10 protein-coding genes are annotated in these 21,701 nt (G+C 50.2%); 4 read left to right on the forward strand and 6 right to left on the reverse strand.

What is annotated here, in order from left to right; genetic code table 11:
• Window positions 1-55: 55 nt before the first annotated feature.
• From btuB to HRU73_RS06430, 4 genes are all read left to right on the forward strand, one after another.
• Entirely contained in the window at window positions 56-1,894 is a 1,839-nt protein-coding gene (gene btuB, locus HRU73_RS06415) for a TonB-dependent vitamin B12 receptor (protein WP_287399977.1), read from the forward strand.
• An 8-nt stretch (window positions 1,895-1,902) separates the two neighbouring features.
• On the forward strand, window positions 1,903-2,484 hold the full coding sequence (locus HRU73_RS06420; RefSeq protein WP_287399979.1) for a hypothetical protein: 582 nt from the start codon (window positions 1,903-1,905) through the stop codon (window positions 2,482-2,484).
• Window positions 2,471-3,097 (forward strand): cob(I)yrinic acid a,c-diamide adenosyltransferase, encoded by a 627-nt coding sequence (cobO, locus tag HRU73_RS06425; RefSeq protein WP_287399980.1) that lies wholly within the window; start codon window positions 2,471-2,473, stop codon window positions 3,095-3,097. The genes HRU73_RS06420 and cobO overlap by 14 nt, the downstream gene beginning before the upstream one ends.
• A gap of 389 nt (window positions 3,098-3,486) precedes the next feature.
• A complete protein-coding gene (locus HRU73_RS06430) occupies window positions 3,487-3,825 on the forward strand; it encodes a hypothetical protein (protein WP_276818042.1) in 339 nt (112 codons plus the stop codon).
• 120 nt (window positions 3,826-3,945) lie between these two features.
• On the opposite strand, the gene HRU73_RS06435 is transcribed toward HRU73_RS06430, so the two are convergent.
• From HRU73_RS06435 to pepN, 6 genes are all read right to left on the reverse strand, one after another.
• On the reverse strand, window positions 3,946-5,274 hold the full coding sequence (locus HRU73_RS06435; RefSeq protein ID WP_287399981.1) for a TolC family outer membrane protein: 1,329 nt from the start codon (window positions 5,272-5,274) through the stop codon (window positions 3,946-3,948).
• A gap of 2 nt (window positions 5,275-5,276) precedes the next feature.
• The gene (locus tag HRU73_RS06440) at window positions 5,277-6,623 is read right to left on the reverse strand and encodes an HlyD family type I secretion periplasmic adaptor subunit (RefSeq protein WP_287399982.1); all 1,347 of its coding nucleotides are present in this window, start codon (window positions 6,621-6,623) and stop codon (window positions 5,277-5,279) included.
• A gap of 13 nt (window positions 6,624-6,636) precedes the next feature.
• Window positions 6,637-8,409, reverse strand: a complete 1,773-nt coding sequence (locus HRU73_RS06445; RefSeq protein WP_287399983.1) for a type I secretion system permease/ATPase — start codon at window positions 8,407-8,409, stop codon at window positions 6,637-6,639.
• Between the two features lie 401 nt (window positions 8,410-8,810).
• Complete coding sequence (locus HRU73_RS06450; protein WP_287399984.1) at window positions 8,811-9,458, reverse strand: hypothetical protein; 648 nt, start codon at window positions 9,456-9,458, stop codon at window positions 8,811-8,813.
• A 173-nt stretch (window positions 9,459-9,631) separates the two neighbouring features.
• Window positions 9,632-18,292: a Calx-beta domain-containing protein gene (locus HRU73_RS06455; protein ID WP_287399985.1), complete on the reverse strand. Its 8,661-nt coding sequence runs from the start codon at window positions 18,290-18,292 to the stop codon at window positions 9,632-9,634.
• 619 nt (window positions 18,293-18,911) lie between these two features.
• Complete coding sequence (pepN, locus tag HRU73_RS06460; RefSeq protein ID WP_287399987.1) at window positions 18,912-21,572, reverse strand: aminopeptidase N; 2,661 nt, start codon at window positions 21,570-21,572, stop codon at window positions 18,912-18,914.
• Window positions 21,573-21,701 lie beyond the last annotated feature (129 nt).

Below are 21,701 nucleotides of genomic sequence, written 5' to 3' on the forward strand. Positions count from 1 at the left end.
TTCTCCGCAATCTGTTTACAACCCGATTATCGCGCGGGTGTGCGCGGAGGAAACAATGTCCGAAAATCATGCTTCATCTGTACTGACTCTGTGGCTGGGAGCCAGTCTTTCTGCCCTTTCATGGGCAGAAGAAATCAGTTATCTCGAAAAACCAGTAGTCGTTACCGCCAGCCGTACCAATGAAGCTGCAGAAGATACACTCGCCTCGGTTACCGTCATCACGCGAACTGATATCGAGCGCCAGCAAGCGCGCTCCATGCAGGATCTGCTGCACGGTGTCGCAGGTATCAATATCGCCAATACCGGTGGCCCTGGAAAATTGACCACACTTCTCCTGCGGGGGACAGAATCCGACCACGTACTGGTTCTGGTCGATGGCATCAGAATGGGCTCCGCTACATCCGGATTTTCTGAAATCCAGAACTATCCGGTAGAACTGATCGATCGTATCGAGATCGTCCGGGGCCCCCGATCCAGTCTGTATGGCCCGGAAGCCGTGGGAGGGGTAATCCAGATATTCACCCGCAAAGGTGGAAAAAAAGGATTGAAACCGACTCTCAGTTTTGGAGGCGGCAGCTATGGCACCATCAATGGCTCAGCCACTCTCTCCGGCAGCAGTGAACGTGCCTGGTTCAATCTCGGTATCAGCGGATCGGACACCAATGGCTTCAATGCCTGCAAAGGATCTTTCAGTGCGGGATGCTTCACCATCGAACCCGACAAGGATGGCTACCGCAACATTTCCGGCTCGGCTCGCGCTGGTTACCGTTTTGATAATGGATTGGATATCGAAGCGAGTTTTTTACATACTGATGGTCATTACGAGTATGACGGCAGCTTTCAAAACAGAACCCAGCTGGCACAACAAGTATTCGGGGGAACAGCACGCTATTCACTCTTTGAACCCTGGCGTATCACGTTGACAGCGGGACGCAGCAATGAAGATTCCGATAATTTCAAGGAAAAGCTATTCACGACACGCTACCACGCCCGGCGCGATACGATCTCCTGGCAAAATGACATAACCATCACCCCGAATCAGCTTTTGACCATCGGTACGGATTATCTGTACGATCGTATCAACAGCTCGGAAAAATTCACCACCACTTCACGCTATAACTGGGGCGTATTTGCGCAACACCAGATTTCACTCGCAGCGCACAAACTGCAACTTTCTGTACGCCATGATGACAACCAGCAATTTGGCAGTCAGGTAACCGGTGGCGCTTCCTGGGGCTATTCACTGACCGAACGGGTCAGGCTGACTGCCGGCTTTGGCAGCGCATTCAAGGCCCCTACTTTCAACGAACTGTATTTCCCCGGATTTGGCAATCCTGATCTCAAACCGGAAGATGCCCGCACGGTGGAACTGGGTGCAGCCGGACGGTTTGACTGGGGCAACTGGTCACTCAACCTGTATGAAACCTGGATCGATGACTTGATCTCATACAATGCCGCAACATTCACTCCGGATAATATCGATAAAGCACGCATACAAGGGCTGGAGGCTATCCTCAACACCGAAATCAAAGGCTGGCTGATCCAAACCAACCTCACTTTTCTTGACCCGCAGAATCGTTCCAAGGGAGCCAATAAAGGTAATATCCTGCCACGGCGCAGCAAGCAGGCTTTCCGGATCGATGCCAGTCGTCAGCTCGGTGATTTTGTTGTGGGAGCCATGTTTCTCGCAGAAACCAATCGCTACGATGACCTGGCAAACAGCCAGAAACTTGATGATTATGTCAAAGTCGATTTGCGGGCAGAATATCTGATCAATCCACAGTGGCGCATCCAGGGACGGATCGAAAACCTGTTTGACAAGGACTATGAAACCGCTGCATTCTTCAACCAGCCCGGGCGTAACTTTTTTGTTACCCTGCGTTATCAACCATAGGATAAAAAATGCTGACACTACCATTACGACATCAATACCTGATCGGATCGATCCTGATCGCCCTGATGATCGTCACACGTGAATACCACTTCGCCTCACTGCACAGTCTGCCGGGAGCCTCCTGGGCAGTTTTCTTTCTGGCTGGCATCTACCTCGGCTCAAACTGGTCATTATTCGGCTTCCTGGCACTTGCCTCGATACTCGATTTTTCGACTTACTTTACCATTGCAGAAAGCGAGTTCTGCCTGACCTCAGCCTATGTTTTCCTGCTGCCCGCCTATAGCGCACTCTGGGCGGCCGGCCGCTGGTTCGCAACCCGTTATCAATTTTCATGGCGAGCATTAGCTCCCCTGTCCACCAGCCTCCTGATCGGAGCAATACTGTGCGAATTATTCTCCAGTGGCGGATTCTACTTTTTCTCCGGCCAATTTGAAGAAATCACATTTGCTGAATTCTGGCAGCGTGAATTGCACTATTTCCCGCTTTATCTCCAGTCCCTGCTGTTTTATGTCGGTACTGCGGCCACGATACATACCCTGTTCGTACTGATTCATAAATCACGCCACCCTCAGATTGATGCCATCGGCTGACAGCACAGACATTGATGCGGACAAGGCGCAGCGCTACCGCTCGCGGATGCAGCGCCAGAAGGCAATCGTGGATGCAGCGATTGTCCGTGCCGATAAAAGCAAGGGGCTGTTGCTGATACTGACCGGCAACGGCAAGGGTAAATCGAGTTCCGCCTTCGGTATGGCTGCCCGCGCGCTGGGACATGGCATGCGCGTGGGTGTTGCACAATTCATCAAGGGACGCTCCGATACCGGCGAGGAAGCCTTCTTCAGACAACAGGAAAATATCATCTGGCATGTGCTGGGGGAAGGATTCACCTGGGATACGCAGGACCTTGCGCGTGATAGAGAAACCGCCCGGCGAGGGTGGTCAGTTGTACAAGCCATGCTGTGCGATCCATCGATCGATCTGCTGATACTCGATGAACTCACCTACCCACTCAAATTCGGCTGGCTGGAAATCAGCGAGGTATTGACTGATCTTCAGAACCGGCCGGCCATGCAGCATGTCGTCATCACCGGCCGCGCTGCGCCGGATGCTTTATGTGACGCGGCTGACACCGTTACCGAAATGCACGATGTCAAACACGCTTTTCAGGCAGGCATTCAGGCACAAACGGGAATCGATTACTGATAGATGAGTTGATATGGCAATAGAGCTTGTCATAAAATATTTTCTTAGTCACACCATATTCATTAGGCTAAGGAACCTTCTGAAAAACGTCAGCGAGACAGTCAGTTCAAGGCAAAAGCCGGCGCGCAAGCAAAGCGAACAGCCATGAGGCTGGCCCATAGGGTGAGGCGCTAGCGCCGAGTAAAAAGCGGAGTTTATACATAATAAATGAGCATTTTGAGCCGACTTTTAACGCAGAAATGGCAACGCAGGTAATTTTTCAGAGATTTCCTAAACGTGTATGCAACGCCAGACAAATAGCTTCATACGCGGAGTACAAACTGGATAAGGGTGCAAGATCATATTTCCACAGAATATGCGCGCACTCGTGAGATCATTGAAAAACTACTATGCTCAGGCTTATACCCAGTAAAGGACTGAAAAAAACGATAAATACGCTTACGGTTGCCGAGAAGGCCAGAATCAATCATCAAGATATCGAGGAACTGCTGTTGAGGTATCAAAGAAGCTGCCCCGAAGATGCTGCCAGAAACATAACCGAAGTCACGAATCTGAATCAGGAGAAACATGAAGGTCTCAGAGTATTTGTGATCCAGACATGGATAGCACTCATGGTGGCCAACTCCTACGGACTTGAAACCTATCAGACTTTGAAAACATTCATGGACAGGCAAGGCTACAAGACACAGCTTGATTCTGCATATACGGTAACAGAACAGGAAGATTGAGATTTATGTGTAATAGAAAGGTAATCTCCCATTTTTAATGGGGTAATTACTGAAAAACATTGTCACCCAGAGTGTACATGTTAAAAAACACGTTTTTATACAGTTTAGTGAAGCGATTCTTTAATAACTGTCAGAAACAAAATAGGATGCTATTTTCCTGAGATTGTCCAGTTCCAGTATGCCAGCCGCATAGCGCAGACGCAGAAAAGCAAGCAGATAGCTATAACGCGCTTCCGCCAAGTCAACTTGTGCAGAATACAATTGCTTTTGAGCATCCAGTAAATCGAGATTGATGCGTATCCCGCCGTAAATGCTTTTTTCCGTGGCCTCAATCAGCAGTCGAGCGGACTCCACTGCAATTTCCAGAGAATCGATTCGTAAAACGCTGCTTTGCAGCAACTGGTATTGCTTGCGCAAATCAAGCAGTACCTTGTCTGTCATCGCATCAAGATCTGCTTCCTTCTTGGCCTGATTGGCGCTTGCCTGTTTGGTGATTGCATTCACCCGTCCACCGGCGTAGAGAGGGATGCTGACTTCAACTCCCACACTCGCCAATCTGACGTTGCGATCAGCAGCAACAAATGATGCAGCATTATTGCGACTGAGGCTGGCAACCAGATCCACTCTTGGGGCATGGCCAGAACGGCTTTTCGTTACTTCTTCTCTGCTGGAATCTACTTCATAACGTTGTGCGACCAGCTCAGTATTGCTGGCCAGTGCAATCTCCTTCCAGCTTGCGAAGTCAGGTGGTTGTAAGGGTTGAATCTCGAATATCTTCTTCAGAGAATCCAGTTGTGTTACAGATTTTCCGGTGATAGCGCTCAGTGCAAGCTGGGCAGCCTCCCATTCGTTCTGTGCTTCAATAACCTGAGCCCGAGCCAGAGAATAACGTGAACGTGTCTCGAGAACGTCAGTTTTAGTCCCCTCCCCATGTTTCAACATATTCTCATTAACCTGCCTAAGCTCGGCCAGTGCATCACGCTGTGCACTAGCCAGTGCCAGGCGATCTCGCGCCAGCAACGCAGTAAAGTAGGCTTCTGCAAGCCGGAGGATCAATTGGTGACTCTGATTGGAAAACCGGGCCTGGCTGGAATTGGCTTGGGTAACTCCCTGGCGGTAACCGGCGAGAGCTTCCAGATTCAATAACGGCTGACGTAAGGTAAGGGCTGTCACTTCGTTATTAAAATCCAGAGGAAGAGATCTGCCATCCTGGCTTATCGTTCCGCGATTTATTCCCTGAGAATGGGTAATAGACAAATTTGGCAACAATCCTGCACGACCAATCTCAGCAGACTGTTGCCCTGCCTCATTCTCATGGACTGCTGAACGGAATAGCGGATCACTGTGCAATGCTTCTTCATAGGCTTCCAGCAGACCCATGGCAAAGCTGTTACCCGATTGTAATAACAGCGTTACAGCCAGATTCAGTATCACAATGCGAATTCGCACGATCAGTCTTCACCTAATGAGACACGTACGCGATCAAAAACGGGTCGCAACAGATAGTTCATCAATGAGCGCTCACCGGTTTTGACAAAAATTTCAACTGGCATACCAGCACGAATCTGGTAATCCGCCAGTAGTTGCATACTCTCTGGTTTTACCCTGGCTTTTAGCTGGTAATAAGGAATACCATTATATTCATCAACCAGGCGATCAGCGGAAACCTGGGTAACTTCTCCATCGATATGAGGTGTCCTGCTCTGATTGAATGCGGAAAATATCAAATCCACATCCAATCCGGTATGCACCTTATCGATAAGATGAACAGGAAGCTGTCCTTCAACGACCAGCATATCCTCACTCGGAACGATATCCATCATACGGAATCCGGGGCCGATAACCCCTCCATGCGTAAAAATGTTGATTCCGACGACAACCCCATCGACTGGTGCTTTGACAAGTATGTTGGATAAGTCAAAATCCTGTTCGATCAGCCGGTTATCTAGTGTCTCAGCATCTCGCTGAATATCTGCCAACTGTTGACGGACTTCCTGCTGATATTCTTCCCTGCGTTGAATACGGCGCATATTCAGCTCCGAAATCTGCCGATGGATGCGCCCGATATTTCCACTATCTTCGGAAATTTCTCCGTTCAGTTGTGCATGTATACGTTCCAGTTCAAGTAAACGGTTTCTGGGCACAAAACCTTCTTCAGCCAGTGTCCGCAGGCCATCCAGTTGTTCCTTCAGAAATATCAACTGCTGTTTCTTATTTGCACGGGAAGCTTCCAATCCCTGCATTTGAATTTTCAGGCCTGCAATATTCTCACCTAATGCCGCAATATCATGCTCCAGTGCCTGCCGGCGTGACTGGAACAACTGGTTTTGCAGCGAGATCACGCCATTTGCACGAGAATTATCTGCCTGGGAAAGCAGAAAATCAGGAAAATCAATATTTGGTTGGTTATCTCGTTCCGCGATCAATCGTGCCTCAACTGCACGTGCAGTCATTAACTGAGAACGGGTTGCGTCAGCTTGTGCTTTTGCATGTACATCATTCATACGTACCAGCACCTGCCCTGTGCGAACCATATCACCTTCCCTGACTAAAATTTCATCTACGATACCTCCCGCCTCATGCTGTACCGCCTTGCGATTGGTCTGTGCCATAACAAAGCCCGATAAAGGCACACCTTTATCCAAAGGTGCCAGAGATGCCCATAGAAAAAAGCCACCAACACCTGCCAGCACAATCAACCAGCCGAAACGAGCATGCCGCCTTTCATCCGTTTCAATCCCGCCAGAATTTTCTACAGGAACATCCTTTGCCATCTCGTTATGTCTCGGTAAATCCATAAACTTCATATCTTTAGTTATCAGGACTCACTGATGTGACTACCTGAGATGCAGGTAATTCTGTTTTTTGCAGTGGTTTATCCTGGGATGAGGGCCGGGCCTGTTGCTGCTGAGCCAGATTGGACATCACCTCTTCAGTCGTTCCAAATAATTTCATCACCCCGTTATGTAACAATAGCAAGCGAGTCGTAGCTGCAAGAATACGTGTACGGTGTGTAATTACGATTATCGTTTTTCCACGCTTACGTAAATCTATGATGGTCTTCAGTAATGCATGCTCTCCGATATCATCCAGATTGGAATTAGGCTCATCCAGTACAATCAGCGATGGATCGCCATAAAGAGCACGTGCCAGCCCAATACGCTGTTTTTGTCCGCCAGACAACCCCGTTCCTCCATCACCGAGAACAGTATCGTAGCCTTGAGGCATCGCCAGTATCATTTCATGTACACCGGCCAGCCTGGCCGCCATAACGATCTTCTCAGCATCGCTCTCACCAAAACGTGCAATATTTTCACTGATCGTTCCGGCAAACAGCTCGATATCCTGTGGCAGATAACCGATATACGGCCCCAATTCATCCTTGTTCCACTGATAGATATCTGCGCCATCCAACCTTATCTTTCCAGCTACGGCTGGCCATACCCCTACCAGTAATCTGGCAAGTGTTGATTTGCCTGAACCGCTTGGTCCGATGATGCCAAGCACTTCGCCTGGCTCTATTGCAAAACTCAACCCTTTGATCACCGCTACTTTGGATCCTGGCGGCCCGGCCATAATATTTTCAACCGATATTTTCCCGGCTGGCCTGGGTAATGTCATACCGGCTTTACGTGCGGGGTTTTCTTCGAGCAATTTGGACAGTCGTTCATAAGCCCTACGCGTGCTTCCAAACTGCCGCCAGATATTGATCATTAGCTGAACGGGCGCAACTGCTCTGCCAAACAGGATGGGTCCGGCAATCATCATTCCAGGAGATATGCTGTCATACAGTACCAGCAGTGCGCCTAAACCATACATAAACGACTGCATCATAATCGAGAAGGTTTTGCTGATTGCGGTCACCGTTCCGGATTTTTCACTCGCTTGTGCCTGCAAAGCCAGGAAACGACTATGCTGCTTATACCAGCGTGCCATCAGATTGGGTAACATCCCCATGGCTTCGATCACTTCCGTATTGCGCAGATTACTGCTGGCCAGAGCATTTGAAGTGATCGCAACGTTACTGGCTTCTGCCAATGGCTTCTGCGATAGTCTCTCATTGATATAAGCCAGTAATACCAGCACGACCACTCCGAACACGGCCAGGATGCCAAGCCAGATACTGAACAGAAAAAGAATCGACAGATAAATTGGAAACCAGGGAAAATCGAAAAAGGCAAAAGGCGCATTACCTGTCAAAAACTGACGTAAATTGCTGAGATCCTGCAGAGCCTGACCGGCGCTATCGGTATTTTGCCGCAGATTCTGCTCAAACGCCGCCGTGTAAATACGCTGATTCAGTTTTATATCGAATTGCGCACCAACCCGGATCAGGATAAAACTTCGTACGAACTCCAGTGAACCCATAAAAATATAGGCTCCCAACATAATCAGCGTCAGCATAGCCAGCGTCATTTCATTGCGGCTGAATAATACACTGTCATAGAGTTGCAGCATGTAGAGTGCCGGTGTCAGCATCAGGATGTTGATGACCGCGCTAAAAACACCGACAGTATTGAAAGCTCGCCTGAAACTTACCAATACCTGAGCAAGCTCGCTTTGGAATAACTTGTCTGAGTTCATCGGGAAGAATCAGTACGTAATATTACTTGTGTGACCATCTCAGCTATTTCACAGCGCGTATTTTGATCGAAGATATTTAACGAATTATCGGAGAAACCTTTGAGGAATCAAGGAAATAATCAGCGATAAAGCAGGTGCATACTTGAATACGATGTAATCGCGATGGACAACCCAGTCTGGCATACCATGCTGCCCGGTGTGACCAGACCCAGGTAATGGGTGATCGATCAGTAATGATGGTATCTGTTACATAGCAGCAATAAGGCTAACCTCCAAAGCTGCCAGATACTCACTTATTTAAAACAACTGTTTCCAGTCAGAAATCATTGTTCTCAACGGCAACACAAAACCACAGCAGCCCGATCTGAAATCACCCAAAAATCCTGATATGACGAAGTAATTTACTTGTAAAACTTCCGAATGAGCCACAACGAAGGAAGCAGTACCAGGAATAGCGTGGCAGGCTCCGGTACATTTGTTGTAATCTGGTCGGCTGTCAGACGAAATGACAGATTGAGCGCAGCATCATTAGCAGTCCAGGAATCACCATCTGCGGCACGAGACCAATTTAGATCGTTTCCTGTCGGGCTTTCCAGCCAATACCAACCCTGCCCTCCATCTTTACTGAATACTGAAAGATAGTAATTTATCCCTCCCTGCAACAACCAACTGACACTGACGTCATACTGGAAAACGGTACCACCAGCAATATCAGCGAGACCTGCACTGTCATCTCCCAACCCTGTGAATGTAGTTTCATACAGAGAATTGATTAGTGGATTTCCTGCTCCATCACCTTCGAAAATACGTACAGTAAATGATTCCGGATCGGGAGCGCTGTCATCATAACTCCCCCACCAACTAATCGAGGTCAATGTGACACTGTCAGTAAACTGAAAATTTTCCGCAACCTGCGCGCCAGCCGATCCGACACTCAACACTCCATCCCCATCATCCAATGGAGCCTGTTCTAGCACAACAGCGCTGGCAGTCAAAGAAAACATGCTCAATAGCAGCAAAGTAAATAATCGTTTTACAGCACGTATCATGATATTTTTCCCCTAATTTTTATATGCTCAAGTATGAGCACAAAATATGCCATCATATATTTTTACCTGTTTTCATATGCTTATATGGATTCCATTCATCTTCAGGATCATTCCAGTAAAGAAAACCGACACCTCCACAAAGATAAATACGATCACATCTCCGTCTGAACGGTTTAGACAATCAATCCCAAATCTCCCTGAACACCTACAAGAGAAATATTGCCAAACTCGAATTCGATAGCACTCACCAGGTAATCACTCCCATCCCAGCTACCGTTTCCAGGATTAACCGGACTGCTTTGATAGGCTCCTGAAGCATCGGCAAGACCACCAAAGATGAACTGGCCATCTTCATAAATACCTGCTGTCAACACTACCGATAAGAAACCCGCACTATGTTCCAACGTAATCTGCTGCTCGTGCCCAGCCGTATTTGCACTGAAAACCAGTTCATTCACGACCAATCCGGAATCATCCAGCAACTGTAATCGACCAGCATCAAACTGATTCATCTCTGTATTGCCCTCCAACCGGGACAAATCAACTGTTACACCAGTAGCTGCTTTAGCCAGATCAAAGCGTAACGCCTCCGTGCCATCGATTTCCTGAGCAATACTGCTGGATTTCAGGGATTGTCCGCTTACACCGAGATCACCCCCGAAAATATCTCCACCAGCCAACGCACTGGGATTAACACCGTTCAGCACGGCACTGCTCCAGGATTCGCCGGCATTCGTATAGTCGGATTTATGACTGATACTGATGATTTCATCTGTCCAGGCATCTTGCCAGGCATTTGGGTTAGACCGTAAGACGAGCAGCGGTGCATCACCAATCCGTACGACTTCCACAGGTGCCACCTCATTTACCGTCACTGCAAAATTACCAGCATCGGCATGGGTACCATCCTCGTCGACCAGATCGACACTGATCGTATAATTACCTTTGGCAGCAAACGTATGCGTGACTTCTCCAGCCACATCGTAGATATCACTACTGTCATCACCCCAGTTGACGATGTAGCTTGTCACCGTATCGTCACCCGGATCGGTAATCGCACCCAGGTTCAGGGTGTAACTCACTCCCGCATCCACTTCCGGCAGTCCCGACAATGCAATCGTCGGTGCTACGTTGTTCACATCGAGACGGAACTGTTGGGTATCGGAATCGCCTGCCACATCGGTCACCATCACACTGATGTCATGGCTGGCATCGCCGTCAGCAAAGAAACGGCTGATATCGAAACTGTTGGCACCGGCAGCAATACTGCCTGTCTCGATGACCGAATCGTTACCCCAATCCACACTGTAAGTCCAGCCGTCTGCCCCGGTATCTTCACCGTCTGCAAAAGTGATCGTGCGGGTGAAGAAACTGCCTTCATCGATGACTGCATCGGTTCCGGCATTTACAGAAACACCATCAGGGATGATTACCGGGTTGACTGCAACGGCCAGCGTACCGGCAGCAGTATGGGTATCGTCTTCATCGACCAGATCGACACTGATCGTGTAATTGCCTTCGGCAGCAAACGTATGCGTGACTTCTCCAGCCGCATCATAAGTATTACTGCTGCCATCGCCCCAGTTGACGATATAGCTGATGACCGTATCATCACCCGGATCGGTAATCGCACCCAGGTTCAGGATGTAATTCACTCCTGCATCCACTTCCGGTAACCCTGACAAGGCAATCACCGGCGCCACGTCATCGATCTGTACAGCGAAGCTGTCGCTGACAGTCTCACCGGCTCCGTCAGTAAGAGTCACGGTAACAGTATGGGTGGCATCGCCATCGGCATAGAGGTGGGACAATTCCAGGTTCTGCGCCAGCGTGGTACCAGTGTCGATGGTGCCATCGCCGTAGTCGATGGTATAGCCCCATCCGATTGCACCGTTATCCTCGCCGTCGCTAAACACGATCGTGCGAGTAAAGGTAGTGCCTTCGTCGAGTGTCACGTCGGCACCGGCCTCGAAGGACAACGTCGGTGTCGGTGCGGTAATGGCCAACGCCTGAGTGGCAACCTCGGTATGGGTGCCATCCTCATCGATCAGATCAACCGTGATGACAAAGTCACCGGTGCTGGCATAGATGTGAGAGACCTCGCCAGCGCTATCGTAGCTACTGATATTGCCATCGCCCCAGTTGACGATGTAGCTGGTGACGGTGTCGATGCCCGGGTCGGTGACCGCACCCAAGGTCAGGGCATAGGCGGTGCCCTGCACCTGGCTGGCCGCACCGGAGACAGCCAGCGTCGGCGCCACATTATGGACAGTAACGCTGCGGCTCTGCTGGGTGACACCGCCATCGCCATCGTTGGCCGTGACAGTGATGGTGCGCGGCGTGGCATTGACCGGGCCATCCTCGTCATCAGCATAAACGTGCTCGACGTTGCCGCCGAGTGCGGCCAATTCAGTCGCGGTGAGGCTCTGCAGCGATGAACCGTCACCCCAGTCGATGCTGTAAGTCAGCGGATCGGCAGCACCAGCCGGATCAGTAGCGGTGATGGCCAGCACGTAGATGCCGCCTTCGTTGATATCATCGGCGCCTGCAATGCTAAGCGTCGGTGCCACGTTGTTTACATTAAGCCGGAACTGTTGGGTATCTGAGTCACCTGCCACATCCGTGACTGTAACGCTGACATCGTGACCAACATCACCATCAGCAAAGAAGTGGCTAATATCGAAACTGTTGGCACCGGCGGCAATACTGCCGGTCTCGATGGTAGAGCCATCACCCCAGTTCACACTGTAAGTCCAGCCATCGGCACCAGCATCTTCACCATCGCTGAAAGTGATCGTGCGGGTGAAGACACTGCCTTCATCGATAATTGCATTGATTCCAGCATTCACAGAAACACCATCAGGGATGATCACTGAGTTAACCGCAACGGCCAATGTACCGGCAGCAGTATGAGTGTCATCCTCATCGACCAGATCGACACTGATCGTGTAATTACCTTCGGCAGCAAACGTATGGATAACCTCTCCGGCGGTATCGTAGATATCGCTACTACCATCACCCCAGTTGACGATGTAGCTGATCACCGTATCATCGCCCGGATCGGTAATCGCACCCAGGTTCAGGGTGTAACTCACTCCCGCATCCACTTCCGGCAGTCCCGACAATGCAATCGTCGGCGCCACGTTGTTCACATTGACGCGGAACTGCTGAGTGTCCGAATCACCTGCCACATCCGTCACTGTAACGCTGACATCGTGATTGGCATCACCATCAACAAAGAAGTGGCTGATATCGAAGCTGTTGAAACCGACAGCAATACTGCCGGTCTCGATGACCGAACCATCGCCCCAGTTCACGCTGTAGGTCCAGCCGTTAGCGCCAGCATCTTCACCATCGCTGAAAGTGATCGTACGGGTGAAGAGACTGCCCTCGTTTATTACTGCATCGATTCCGGCATTCATAGAAACACCCGCAGCAGGAACAGTAACTGCTACTGCCAAACTGCTGGCATTGGTATGCGTCCCATCCTCATCGATCAGATCGACAGTAATGATATTGCTACCTGCTGTTGAATAAATATGCGTGACTTCTCCAGCCACATCGTAAGTATCACTACTGCCATCGCCCCAGTTGACGATGTAGCTGATGACCGTATCATCACCCGGATCGGTAATCGCACCCAGATTCAGCGTATAGCTGACTCCAGCATTTACTTCCGGCAATCCCGACAACGCAATCACCGGCGCCACGTTGTTCACATTGACGCGGAACTGCTGAGTGTCCGAATCACCTGCCACATCCGTCACTGTCACGCTGACATCGTGACCAGCATCACCATCGGCAAAGAAGCGGCTGATATCGAAGCTGTTGGCACCGGCAACAATACTGCCTGTCTCGATGGCAGAACCATCACCCCAGTTCACACTGTAGGTCCAGCCATCTGCATTAGTATCTATATCATCTATAAAAGTAATCGTACGGGAAAAAAGACTACCTTCGCTGATAGTCGCGTTGCCTCCGGCATTCACTGTGACGCCTGCAGGTGGGGGTGGAGCTACAACATCACCATCAAGAATAGTGACCGTACCTGTTGCACCATCTGATCCATTGGCTATCGCCGCAGTCGGTGTCACCGTCAATGTAAAGGTTTCGCTGGGTTCATCAATAGCATCACCAATGATCGGTATGATCACCGCAGCTAGTGTTTGTCCAGGTAAAAAAGTTACACTGCCTGTTTGCGGGATATAATCCTGTCCGGCAGTTGCGCTACCATCTGCAGTCTGGTACAGAAACGTCAAAGTCTGATCTGAAGGACGAGATAAATGAACAGGCACCGCAACTTCCCGTGTTACACCATCCGCACCTTCAACAATTTCGGCATTGCCAACAAATAACCCTCTGTTATTCCCCGCACCGTCATCATCCAGAATAGAACCTATAGCCTGTAACGTGTTGACTCCATCCGGAAATACGGCATTGCTCGGGTTGTACAACTCCAGCACAACGCTTTCGTCGACTTCATCAGCATTGTCACCATACACATAAACAGAAATCGTACCGCTGCTCCGACCAGCAGCAATATCGATATAACTGGAGGCTTCGTTGTAATCCACTTCCCCCGTCGCCGTACTGGCATCATCCAGTGTCCGGTAGTAAATGCGTACCGCACTGGTAGCCGGCTCCGATAATGTAACTACAAATTCCAGATACTTACCACCACTGGCACCTTCGATCGTGCTCGCCCCAGACAGGCTGATTTCCGGTAATGAAGCACTGGTGTCATCGTCCAGTATCACCGCCGTACCCACCGCACCATCCACTCCATTGGCAATCGCTGCAGTCGGTGTGAACACCAGATTGAAAAACTCATTCGCTTCCGCCACCGTGTCGCCGATCACCGGGACAGCAACTGTCTTGAGTGTCTCTCCGGGTAAAAAGGTCAGGGTGCCAGCCGTTGCCTGATAGTCCTGCCCGGCCAGCGCCGAGCCATCCGTTGTGGTATAGCTGAGAGTGATCGAATCTGTCGAAGGACGCGACAATTGCACCTCGAACACCGCTTGCTGCGAACCATCGTTGCCTTCGACAACCTGTACCTGACTGACAAACAGTGCCCGGTTGTTAGCCGTACCATCATCATCCAGAATCACCCCGGTAGCTCGCAACATATTGGCACCATCCGGAAATACGGCATTGCTCGGGTTGTACAACTCCAGCACAACGCTTTCGTCGACTTCATCAGCATTGTCACCATACACATAAACAGAAATCGTACCGCTGCTCCGACCAGCAGCAATATCGATATAACTGGAGGCTTCGTTGTAATCCACTTCCCCCGTCGCCGTACTGGCATCATCCAGTGTCCGGTAGTAAATGCGTACCGCACTGGTAGCCGGCTCCGATAATGTAACTACAAATTCCAGATACTTACCACCACTGGCACCTTCGATCGTGCTCGCCCCAGACAGGCTGATTTCCGGTAATGAAGCACTGGTGTCATCGTCCAGTATCACCGCCGTACCCACCGCACCATCCACTCCATTGGCAATCGCTGCAGTCGGTGTGAACACCAGATTGAAAAACTCATTCGCTTCCGCCACCGTGTCGCCGATCACCGGGACAGCAACTGTCTTGAGTGTCTCTCCGGGTAAAAAGGTCAGGGTGCCAGCCGTTGCCTGATAGTCCTGCCCGGCCAGCGCCGAGCCATCCGTTGTGGTATAGCTGAGAGTGATCGAATCTGTCGAAGGACGCGACAATTGCACCTCGAACACCGCTTGCTGCGAACCATCGTTGCCTTCGACAACCTGTACCTGACTGACAAACAGTGCCCGGTTGTTAGCCGTACCATCATCATCCAGAATCACCCCGGTAGCTCGCAACATATTGGCACCATCCGGAAATACGGCATTGCTCGGGTTGTACAACTCCAGCACAACGCTTTCGTCGACTTCATCAGCATTGTCACCATACACATAAACAGAAATCGTACCGCTGCTCCGACCAGCAGCAATATCGATATAACTGGAGGCTTCGTTGTAATCCACTTCCCCCGTCGCCGTACTGGCATCATCCAGTGTCCGGTAGTAAATGCGTACCGCACTGGTAGCCGGCTCCGATAATGTAACTACAAATTCCAGATACTTACCACCACTGGCACCTTCGATCGTGCTCGCCCCAGACAGGCTGATTTCCGGTAATGAAGCACTGGTGTCATCGTCCAGTATCACCGCCGTACCCACCGCACCATCCACTCCATTGGCAATCGCTGCAGTCGGTGTGAACACCAGATTGAAAAACTCATTCGCTTCCGCCACCGTGTCGCCGATCACCGGGACAGCAACTGTCTTGAGTGTCTCTCCGGGTAAAAAGGTCAGGGTGCCAGCCGTTGCCTGATAGTCCTGCCCGGCCAGCGCCGAGCCATCCGTTGTGGTATAGCTGAGAGTGATCGAATCTGTCGAAGGACGCGACAATTGCACCTCGAACACCGCTTGCTGCGAACCATCGTTGCCTTCGACAACCTGTACCTGACTGACAAACAGTGCCCGGTTGTTAGCCGTACCATCATCATCCAGAATCACCCCGGTAGCTCGCAACATATTGGCACCATCCGGAAATACGGCATTGCTCGGGTTGTACAACTCCAGCACAACGCTTTCGTCGACTTCATCAGCATTGTCACCATACACATAAACAGAAATCGTACCGCTGCTCCGACCAGCAGCAATATCGATATAACTGGAGGCTTCGTTGTAATCCACTTCCCCCGTCGCCGTACTGGCATCATCCAGTGTCCGGTAGTAAATGCGTACCGCACTGGTAGCCGGCTCCGATAATGTAACTACAAATTCCAGATACTTACCACCACTGGCACCTTCGATCGTGCTCGCCCCAGACAGGCTGATTTCCGGTAATGAAGCACTGGTGTCATCGTCCAGTATCACCGCCGTACCCACCGCACCATCCACTCCATTGGCAATCGCTGCAGTCGGTGTGAACACCAGATTGAAAAACTCATTCGCTTCCGCCACCGTGTCGCCGATCACCGGGACAGCAACTGTCTTGAGTGTCTCTCCGGGTAAAAAGGTCAGGGTGCCAGCCGTTGCCTGATAGTCCTGCCCGGCCAGCGCCGAGCCATCCGTTGTGGTATAGCTGAGAGTGATCGAATCTGTCGAAGGACGCGACAATTGCACCTCGAACACCGCTTGCTGCGAACCATCGTTGCCTTCGACAACCTGTACCTGACTGACAAACAGTGCCCGGTTGTTAGCCGTACCATCATCATCCAGAATCACCCCGGTAGCTCGCAACATATTGGCACCATCCGGAAATACGGCATTGCTCGGGTTGTACAACTCCAGCACAACGCTTTCGTCGACTTCATCAGCATTGTCACCATACACATAAACAGAAATCGTACCGCTGCTCCGACCAGCAGCAATATCGATATAACTGGAGGCTTCGTTGTAATCCACTTCCCCCGTCGCCGTACTGGCATCATCCAGTGTCCGGTAGTAAATGCGTACCGCACTGGTAGCCGGCTCCGATAATGTAACTACAAATTCCAGATACTTACCACCACTGGCACCTTCGATCGTGCTCGCCCCAGACAGGCTGATTTCCGGTAATGAAGCACTGGTGTCATCGTCCAGTATCACCGCCGTACCCACCGCACCATCCACTCCATTGGCAATCGCTGCAGTCGGTGTGAACACCAGATTGAAAAACTCATTCGCTTCCGCCACCGTGTCGCCGATCACCGGGACAGCAACTGTCTTGAGTGTCTCTCCGGGTAAAAAGGTCAGGGTGCCAGCCGTTGCCTGATAGTCCTGCCCGGCCAGCGCCGAGCCATCCGTTGTGGTATAGCTGAGAGTGATCGAATCTGTCGAAGGACGCGACAATTGCACCTCGAACACCGCTTGCTGCGAACCATCGTTGCCTTCGACAACCTGTACCTGACTGACAAACAGTGCCCGGTTGTTAGCCGTACCATCATCATCCAGAATCACCCCGGTAGCTCGCAACATATTGGCACCATCCGGAAATACGGCATTGCTCGGGTTGTACAACTCCAGCACAACGCTTTCGTCGACTTCATCAGCATTGTCACCATACACATAAACAGAAATCGTACCGCTGCTCCGACCAGCAGCAATATCGATATAACTGGAGGCTTCGTTGTAATCCACTTCCCCCGTCGCCGTACTGGCATCATCCAGTGTCCGGTAGTAAATGCGTACCGCACTGGTAGCCGGCTCCGATAATGTAACTACAAATTCCAGATACCGACCGCCACTGGCACCTTCCGTTACCGCCAGTACCGATTCATTTCTATTAAAAGTAATAACCGGTGCCAACTGATGCGGATACTCGGCAAGCGAGTGCTTGCTAAAAGGCACCGGCACCTCAAACGGCTGGGTGAAGCGATCCAGATGCCAGTTTCGGTGTGTTCCCATGTTACCAATAGGTTGACTGGAAGCTGCAATGGCTATACCGGTCAGATTTCCCAATTCCTGAATGAATGCCCGGCCTGTTTCATTTGAAGCCAATTGGCATGCATAGATGGATAGCCTGGCATCATCCGTGACCCAATTGCGCCAATCCCGCAGCTCATCTTTGCGGCTATCTAGCTCGGTCAAGTCGAGAACATAATCAGTAAAATGGATTTTTCCAGGGTTGGCATGTGCCAGCAGGACGATTTCTCTAACCGGTTGATGGGAAAATAATGCTTGAGAAATTTGTAAAACAGGATCGGTTTCGCGGGAAAGTCTGATGGTTCTAAAGTCTGATTGAAGATCTGCCAACAAAATCTCTGAATCCAGAACATCTGTATCTACGATCAATAATTTCTGTGCTTTTACATTATTTTTCTGAAACATTATTGGCACCCTTTTTAAAGTCCGATCAGCTGAAAATTTCCCTGAACTGGCGATTTATAAAATATGAATATATTTAATCTTTGAAATCAAGCACAAATTATGCCAATACCATAACAATATGTTTCATAAAATGATTACTTCATATTTCAGGTAGCGAAAAAAAGAAATGTAAAATTTTTCGACAGAAAATAGTGAAGCTGGCTGGTTTGTTCTGGCAGGTTCCATAAAATGATTCTGGCATAGCTGATGCCATGTACGAATCATCTGTATAAGCAAAGAAAATTATTGATATGTGCCGGTTACAAGCCCGGAAGTGGGTTACCTTTCCCTGAGAAGGCTGAGTTTGCCGGATTATGCTGGTGTACTACAGAACGATACTTTATACTAAGCCAATGATTATTTGAGCTTTATTAATTCTTATCTCATAAATCAGGTTGATACGCGCAATACCGGGTAGAAGTCTGGCTGCTTATGTGTCGATTTCTTTTACAGTAGCTGCAGGCAGGTACGAAATACTCAAATGCAGTAATAGCCAGTACTTCAAACATACCGTCGATACGAGCTGCGAGATGTTCAATGCACTTCGCTGGGTGACAAATACAGAAATTCTCACACCCTGCTAACCGGCTCCCCTTCCGTTCAGGCTCTTGCTCACCACCTCGTACACATCCTTGCTCAATTCACGTTGCGATAGTGATTCCAGTGCTTTGCGCATTAACGTGGCGTGCTCATCAATAAACTGATGCCAGTGCGTTAACGGTGTCAGCAGGCGGGCAGCCATTTGCGGGTTACGTTGATCGATGTCAGCGATCTGATCTGCCAGAAACTGATAGGCTTTACCTGAGCTGTCATGGAAACCGGCAAAATTCTGATTGGCAAACGCAGCGATCACGGCACGCAATTTATTCGGATTGCATGCATCAAATGCTTCATGGTTCAGAAGTTGGTGCACTTCCTGCAGAACATTACCCCAGGGCCGTGTTGCCTGCACCTGAAACCACATATTCACTACCAGCGCATCATGTTGCCATTGCCGGTAAAACGCCTGCAGTGCTTCCTGTGCCGCCGCTCCGGCATGCTCGGCATGAACCAGCGCTTTCAAGGCAGCGAACTGGTCGGTCATGTTATCTGCCCGAAGAAACTGCTGCTGCGCCAGATCTCGATAGTATTCGTCATCGATGTGCAGCAAATATGCCAAAGTCCGATTGCGTAAGCTGCGTGCCGCCATCGCCTGCGCAGACAACCCGGATGCGCTACCCTGCAAAGCCTGGTAACAGCTCAGCAATTCTGTCTGCAATTGCACGGCAAATTGATGTTGTAACTGCGTTCTTGACCGGCTGATTGCCGGCGGGTTGGCTTTGTCATAAAGACTTGCCAGATATTGCTCACCGGGCAAATCCAGCATGCAGGCCAATAAAGCTGCATCCATAGCCGCGTGATCAGCCAGCAACTGCTTAAGTACCTCTATCAGCATCGCCTGCTCTGCAAGATTATCTTTGCCGTCGATCGCTTTGCTCAGCACGATGCGCATCAGGCTCTGCATGGCATCCCAGCGGCAGAAACCATCGTTATCAAGCAGAATCAATTGCCGCAGTTGCGTCAGCTGATAATCATAAAAAACCCTGACCGGTGCCGAGAAACCACGCAATAAAGACGGCACAGGTTTTTCTGCCACCTGCTCAAACACGATGGTCTGTTGCGCCTCACAGATATCCAGTACGGTTTCCGTACCTCTGGCCTGTCCGTCAGTTACCAGAGTCAGTACGCCGTTACCGCCGTAGAGTGCAACCTTGAGTGGAATATGGAGCGCTTTCTTCTCAGTCTGTCCGGGGGTTGCGGGTGTATGCTGACGAACAGTCAGACTATATTGCTGGCGGTCAGCATCATAGCTGTCGCTGATATGCAATTGCGGCGTGCCCGCCTGCGAATACCACAGACGAAACTGGCACAGATCCCTGCCTGATACTTCCTCCATGCACTGGACGAAATCATCGCAAGTGACGGCCTGCCCATCGAAGCGACTGAAATACAGGTCCGTTGCCTGGCGGTATTGCTCCGGCCCCAATATATTGGCCAGCATGCGTACCACCTCAGCCCCTTTCTCATAAATGGTGACGGTATAGAAATTGGATATTTCCATATAGGAATCCGGTCGCACCGGATGCGCCATCGGACCGGCATCCTCAACAAACTGCACGCCGCGTATGAGACTGACATCCTCTATCCGCTTGACCGCATGGCTGTTCATGTCTGCCGAAAATTCGGAATCGCGGTAAACCGTCAATCCCTCTTTCAGGCTCAACTGGAACCAGTCACGACAAGTAACCCGGTTGCCGGACCAGTTATGAAAATACTCATGGGCGATTACCCTTTCCACACGCTGGAATGCGGCATCGGTCGTACTGGTCGGATGAGCCAGTACACAGGACGTATTGAAGATGTTCAGCCCTTTGTTTTCCATTGCCCCCATGTTGAAATCATCCACAGCGACTATCATGAAACGGTCCAGGTCGTATTCCCGGCCGTAGATCTGTTCATCCCAGTGCATGGCTTTTTTCAACGACTGCATCGCAAAATGGCATTTATCACCATCTTTTGCTTCAGTGTAGATCTGCAACATCACCTGACGGCCGGATTGCGTGGTAAAGCTGTCTTCCAGACAAACCAGATTGCCCGCAACCAGCGCAAACAGATAGCTGGGTTTTTTGAAAGGATCGTGCCAGTGCACGATGCGCTTACCATCGCGCACCGTATCGGACAGACAATTACCATTGGAAAGCATGGTCGAGAAAGCACCTTCCCGGGCAACGATCACCGTTTCAAATTCGCTCATGACATCCGGCCTGTCCAGGTAATACGTGATCTTGCGAAAACCCTCGGCCTCGCACTGCGTGCAGTACATACCACTGGAGCAATAAAGCCCTTCCAGCGCGGTATTTTTTTCGGGATAAATGCGAGTTGTGCAATGCAATACAAACCGTTCCGGCACGTCGCGAATGGTCAGATTGTGCGGTGTTATCTGGTAATCCCCGGCATCAAGCGGCTGCTCATCAATCGCCAGAGAAAGCAATTCCAGCTGCTCGCCGTGCAAAATCAGATGATCTGCTTTTGCGCTCTGCGGGTTGCGGGTAATCGTCAGCCTGCTGCTGACATCGGTATAACCTTCATACAGCTCAAACGTCAGATGCGTTTTTTCAATTAAAAATTCTGGAACACGGTAATCAGCAAGGCGGGTAACAGCGGCGACAGGGGTAATGGGAGTACCAGAGATATCGGACATGATCAGTAAACAACAATAAGTGGGTCAAATAAGCATTAACCCACTTATGTCTCCTGATTTCAAGCTGTCAGGCGTAATCAGCAGGAGAGAATACCGGATGCATCGTTACCGCTTAATACTATTTCACTC

It is taken from the genome of Nitrosomonas sp. H1_AOB3 (genome assembly GCF_015709435.1).
Taxonomy (GTDB): Bacteria; Pseudomonadota; Gammaproteobacteria; order Burkholderiales; family Nitrosomonadaceae; genus Nitrosomonas; species Nitrosomonas europaea.

Excerpts from the sequence above, each read along its gene's own strand:
- HRU73_RS06440 (WP_287399982.1), bottom strand. The coding sequence starts at position 6,623 with ATGGATTTACCGAGACATAACGAGATGGCAAAGGATGTTCCTGTAGAA.
- HRU73_RS06450 (WP_287399984.1), bottom strand. The coding sequence starts at position 9,458 with ATGATACGTGCTGTAAAACGATTATTTACTTTGCTGCTATTGAGCATG.
- cobO (WP_287399980.1), top strand. The coding sequence starts at position 2,471 with ATGCCATCGGCTGACAGCACAGACATTGATGCGGACAAGGCGCAGCGC.
- HRU73_RS06455 (WP_287399985.1), bottom strand. The coding sequence starts at position 18,292 with ATGTTTCAGAAAAATAATGTAAAAGCACAGAAATTATTGATCGTAGAT.
- pepN (WP_287399987.1), bottom strand. The coding sequence starts at position 21,572 with ATGTCCGATATCTCTGGTACTCCCATTACCCCTGTCGCCGCTGTTACC.
- HRU73_RS06420 (WP_287399979.1), top strand. The coding sequence starts at position 1,903 with ATGCTGACACTACCATTACGACATCAATACCTGATCGGATCGATCCTG.
- btuB (WP_287399977.1), top strand. The coding sequence starts at position 56 with ATGTCCGAAAATCATGCTTCATCTGTACTGACTCTGTGGCTGGGAGCC.
- HRU73_RS06445 (WP_287399983.1), bottom strand. The coding sequence starts at position 8,409 with ATGAACTCAGACAAGTTATTCCAAAGCGAGCTTGCTCAGGTATTGGTA.
- HRU73_RS06430 (WP_276818042.1), top strand. The coding sequence starts at position 3,487 with ATGCTCAGGCTTATACCCAGTAAAGGACTGAAAAAAACGATAAATACG.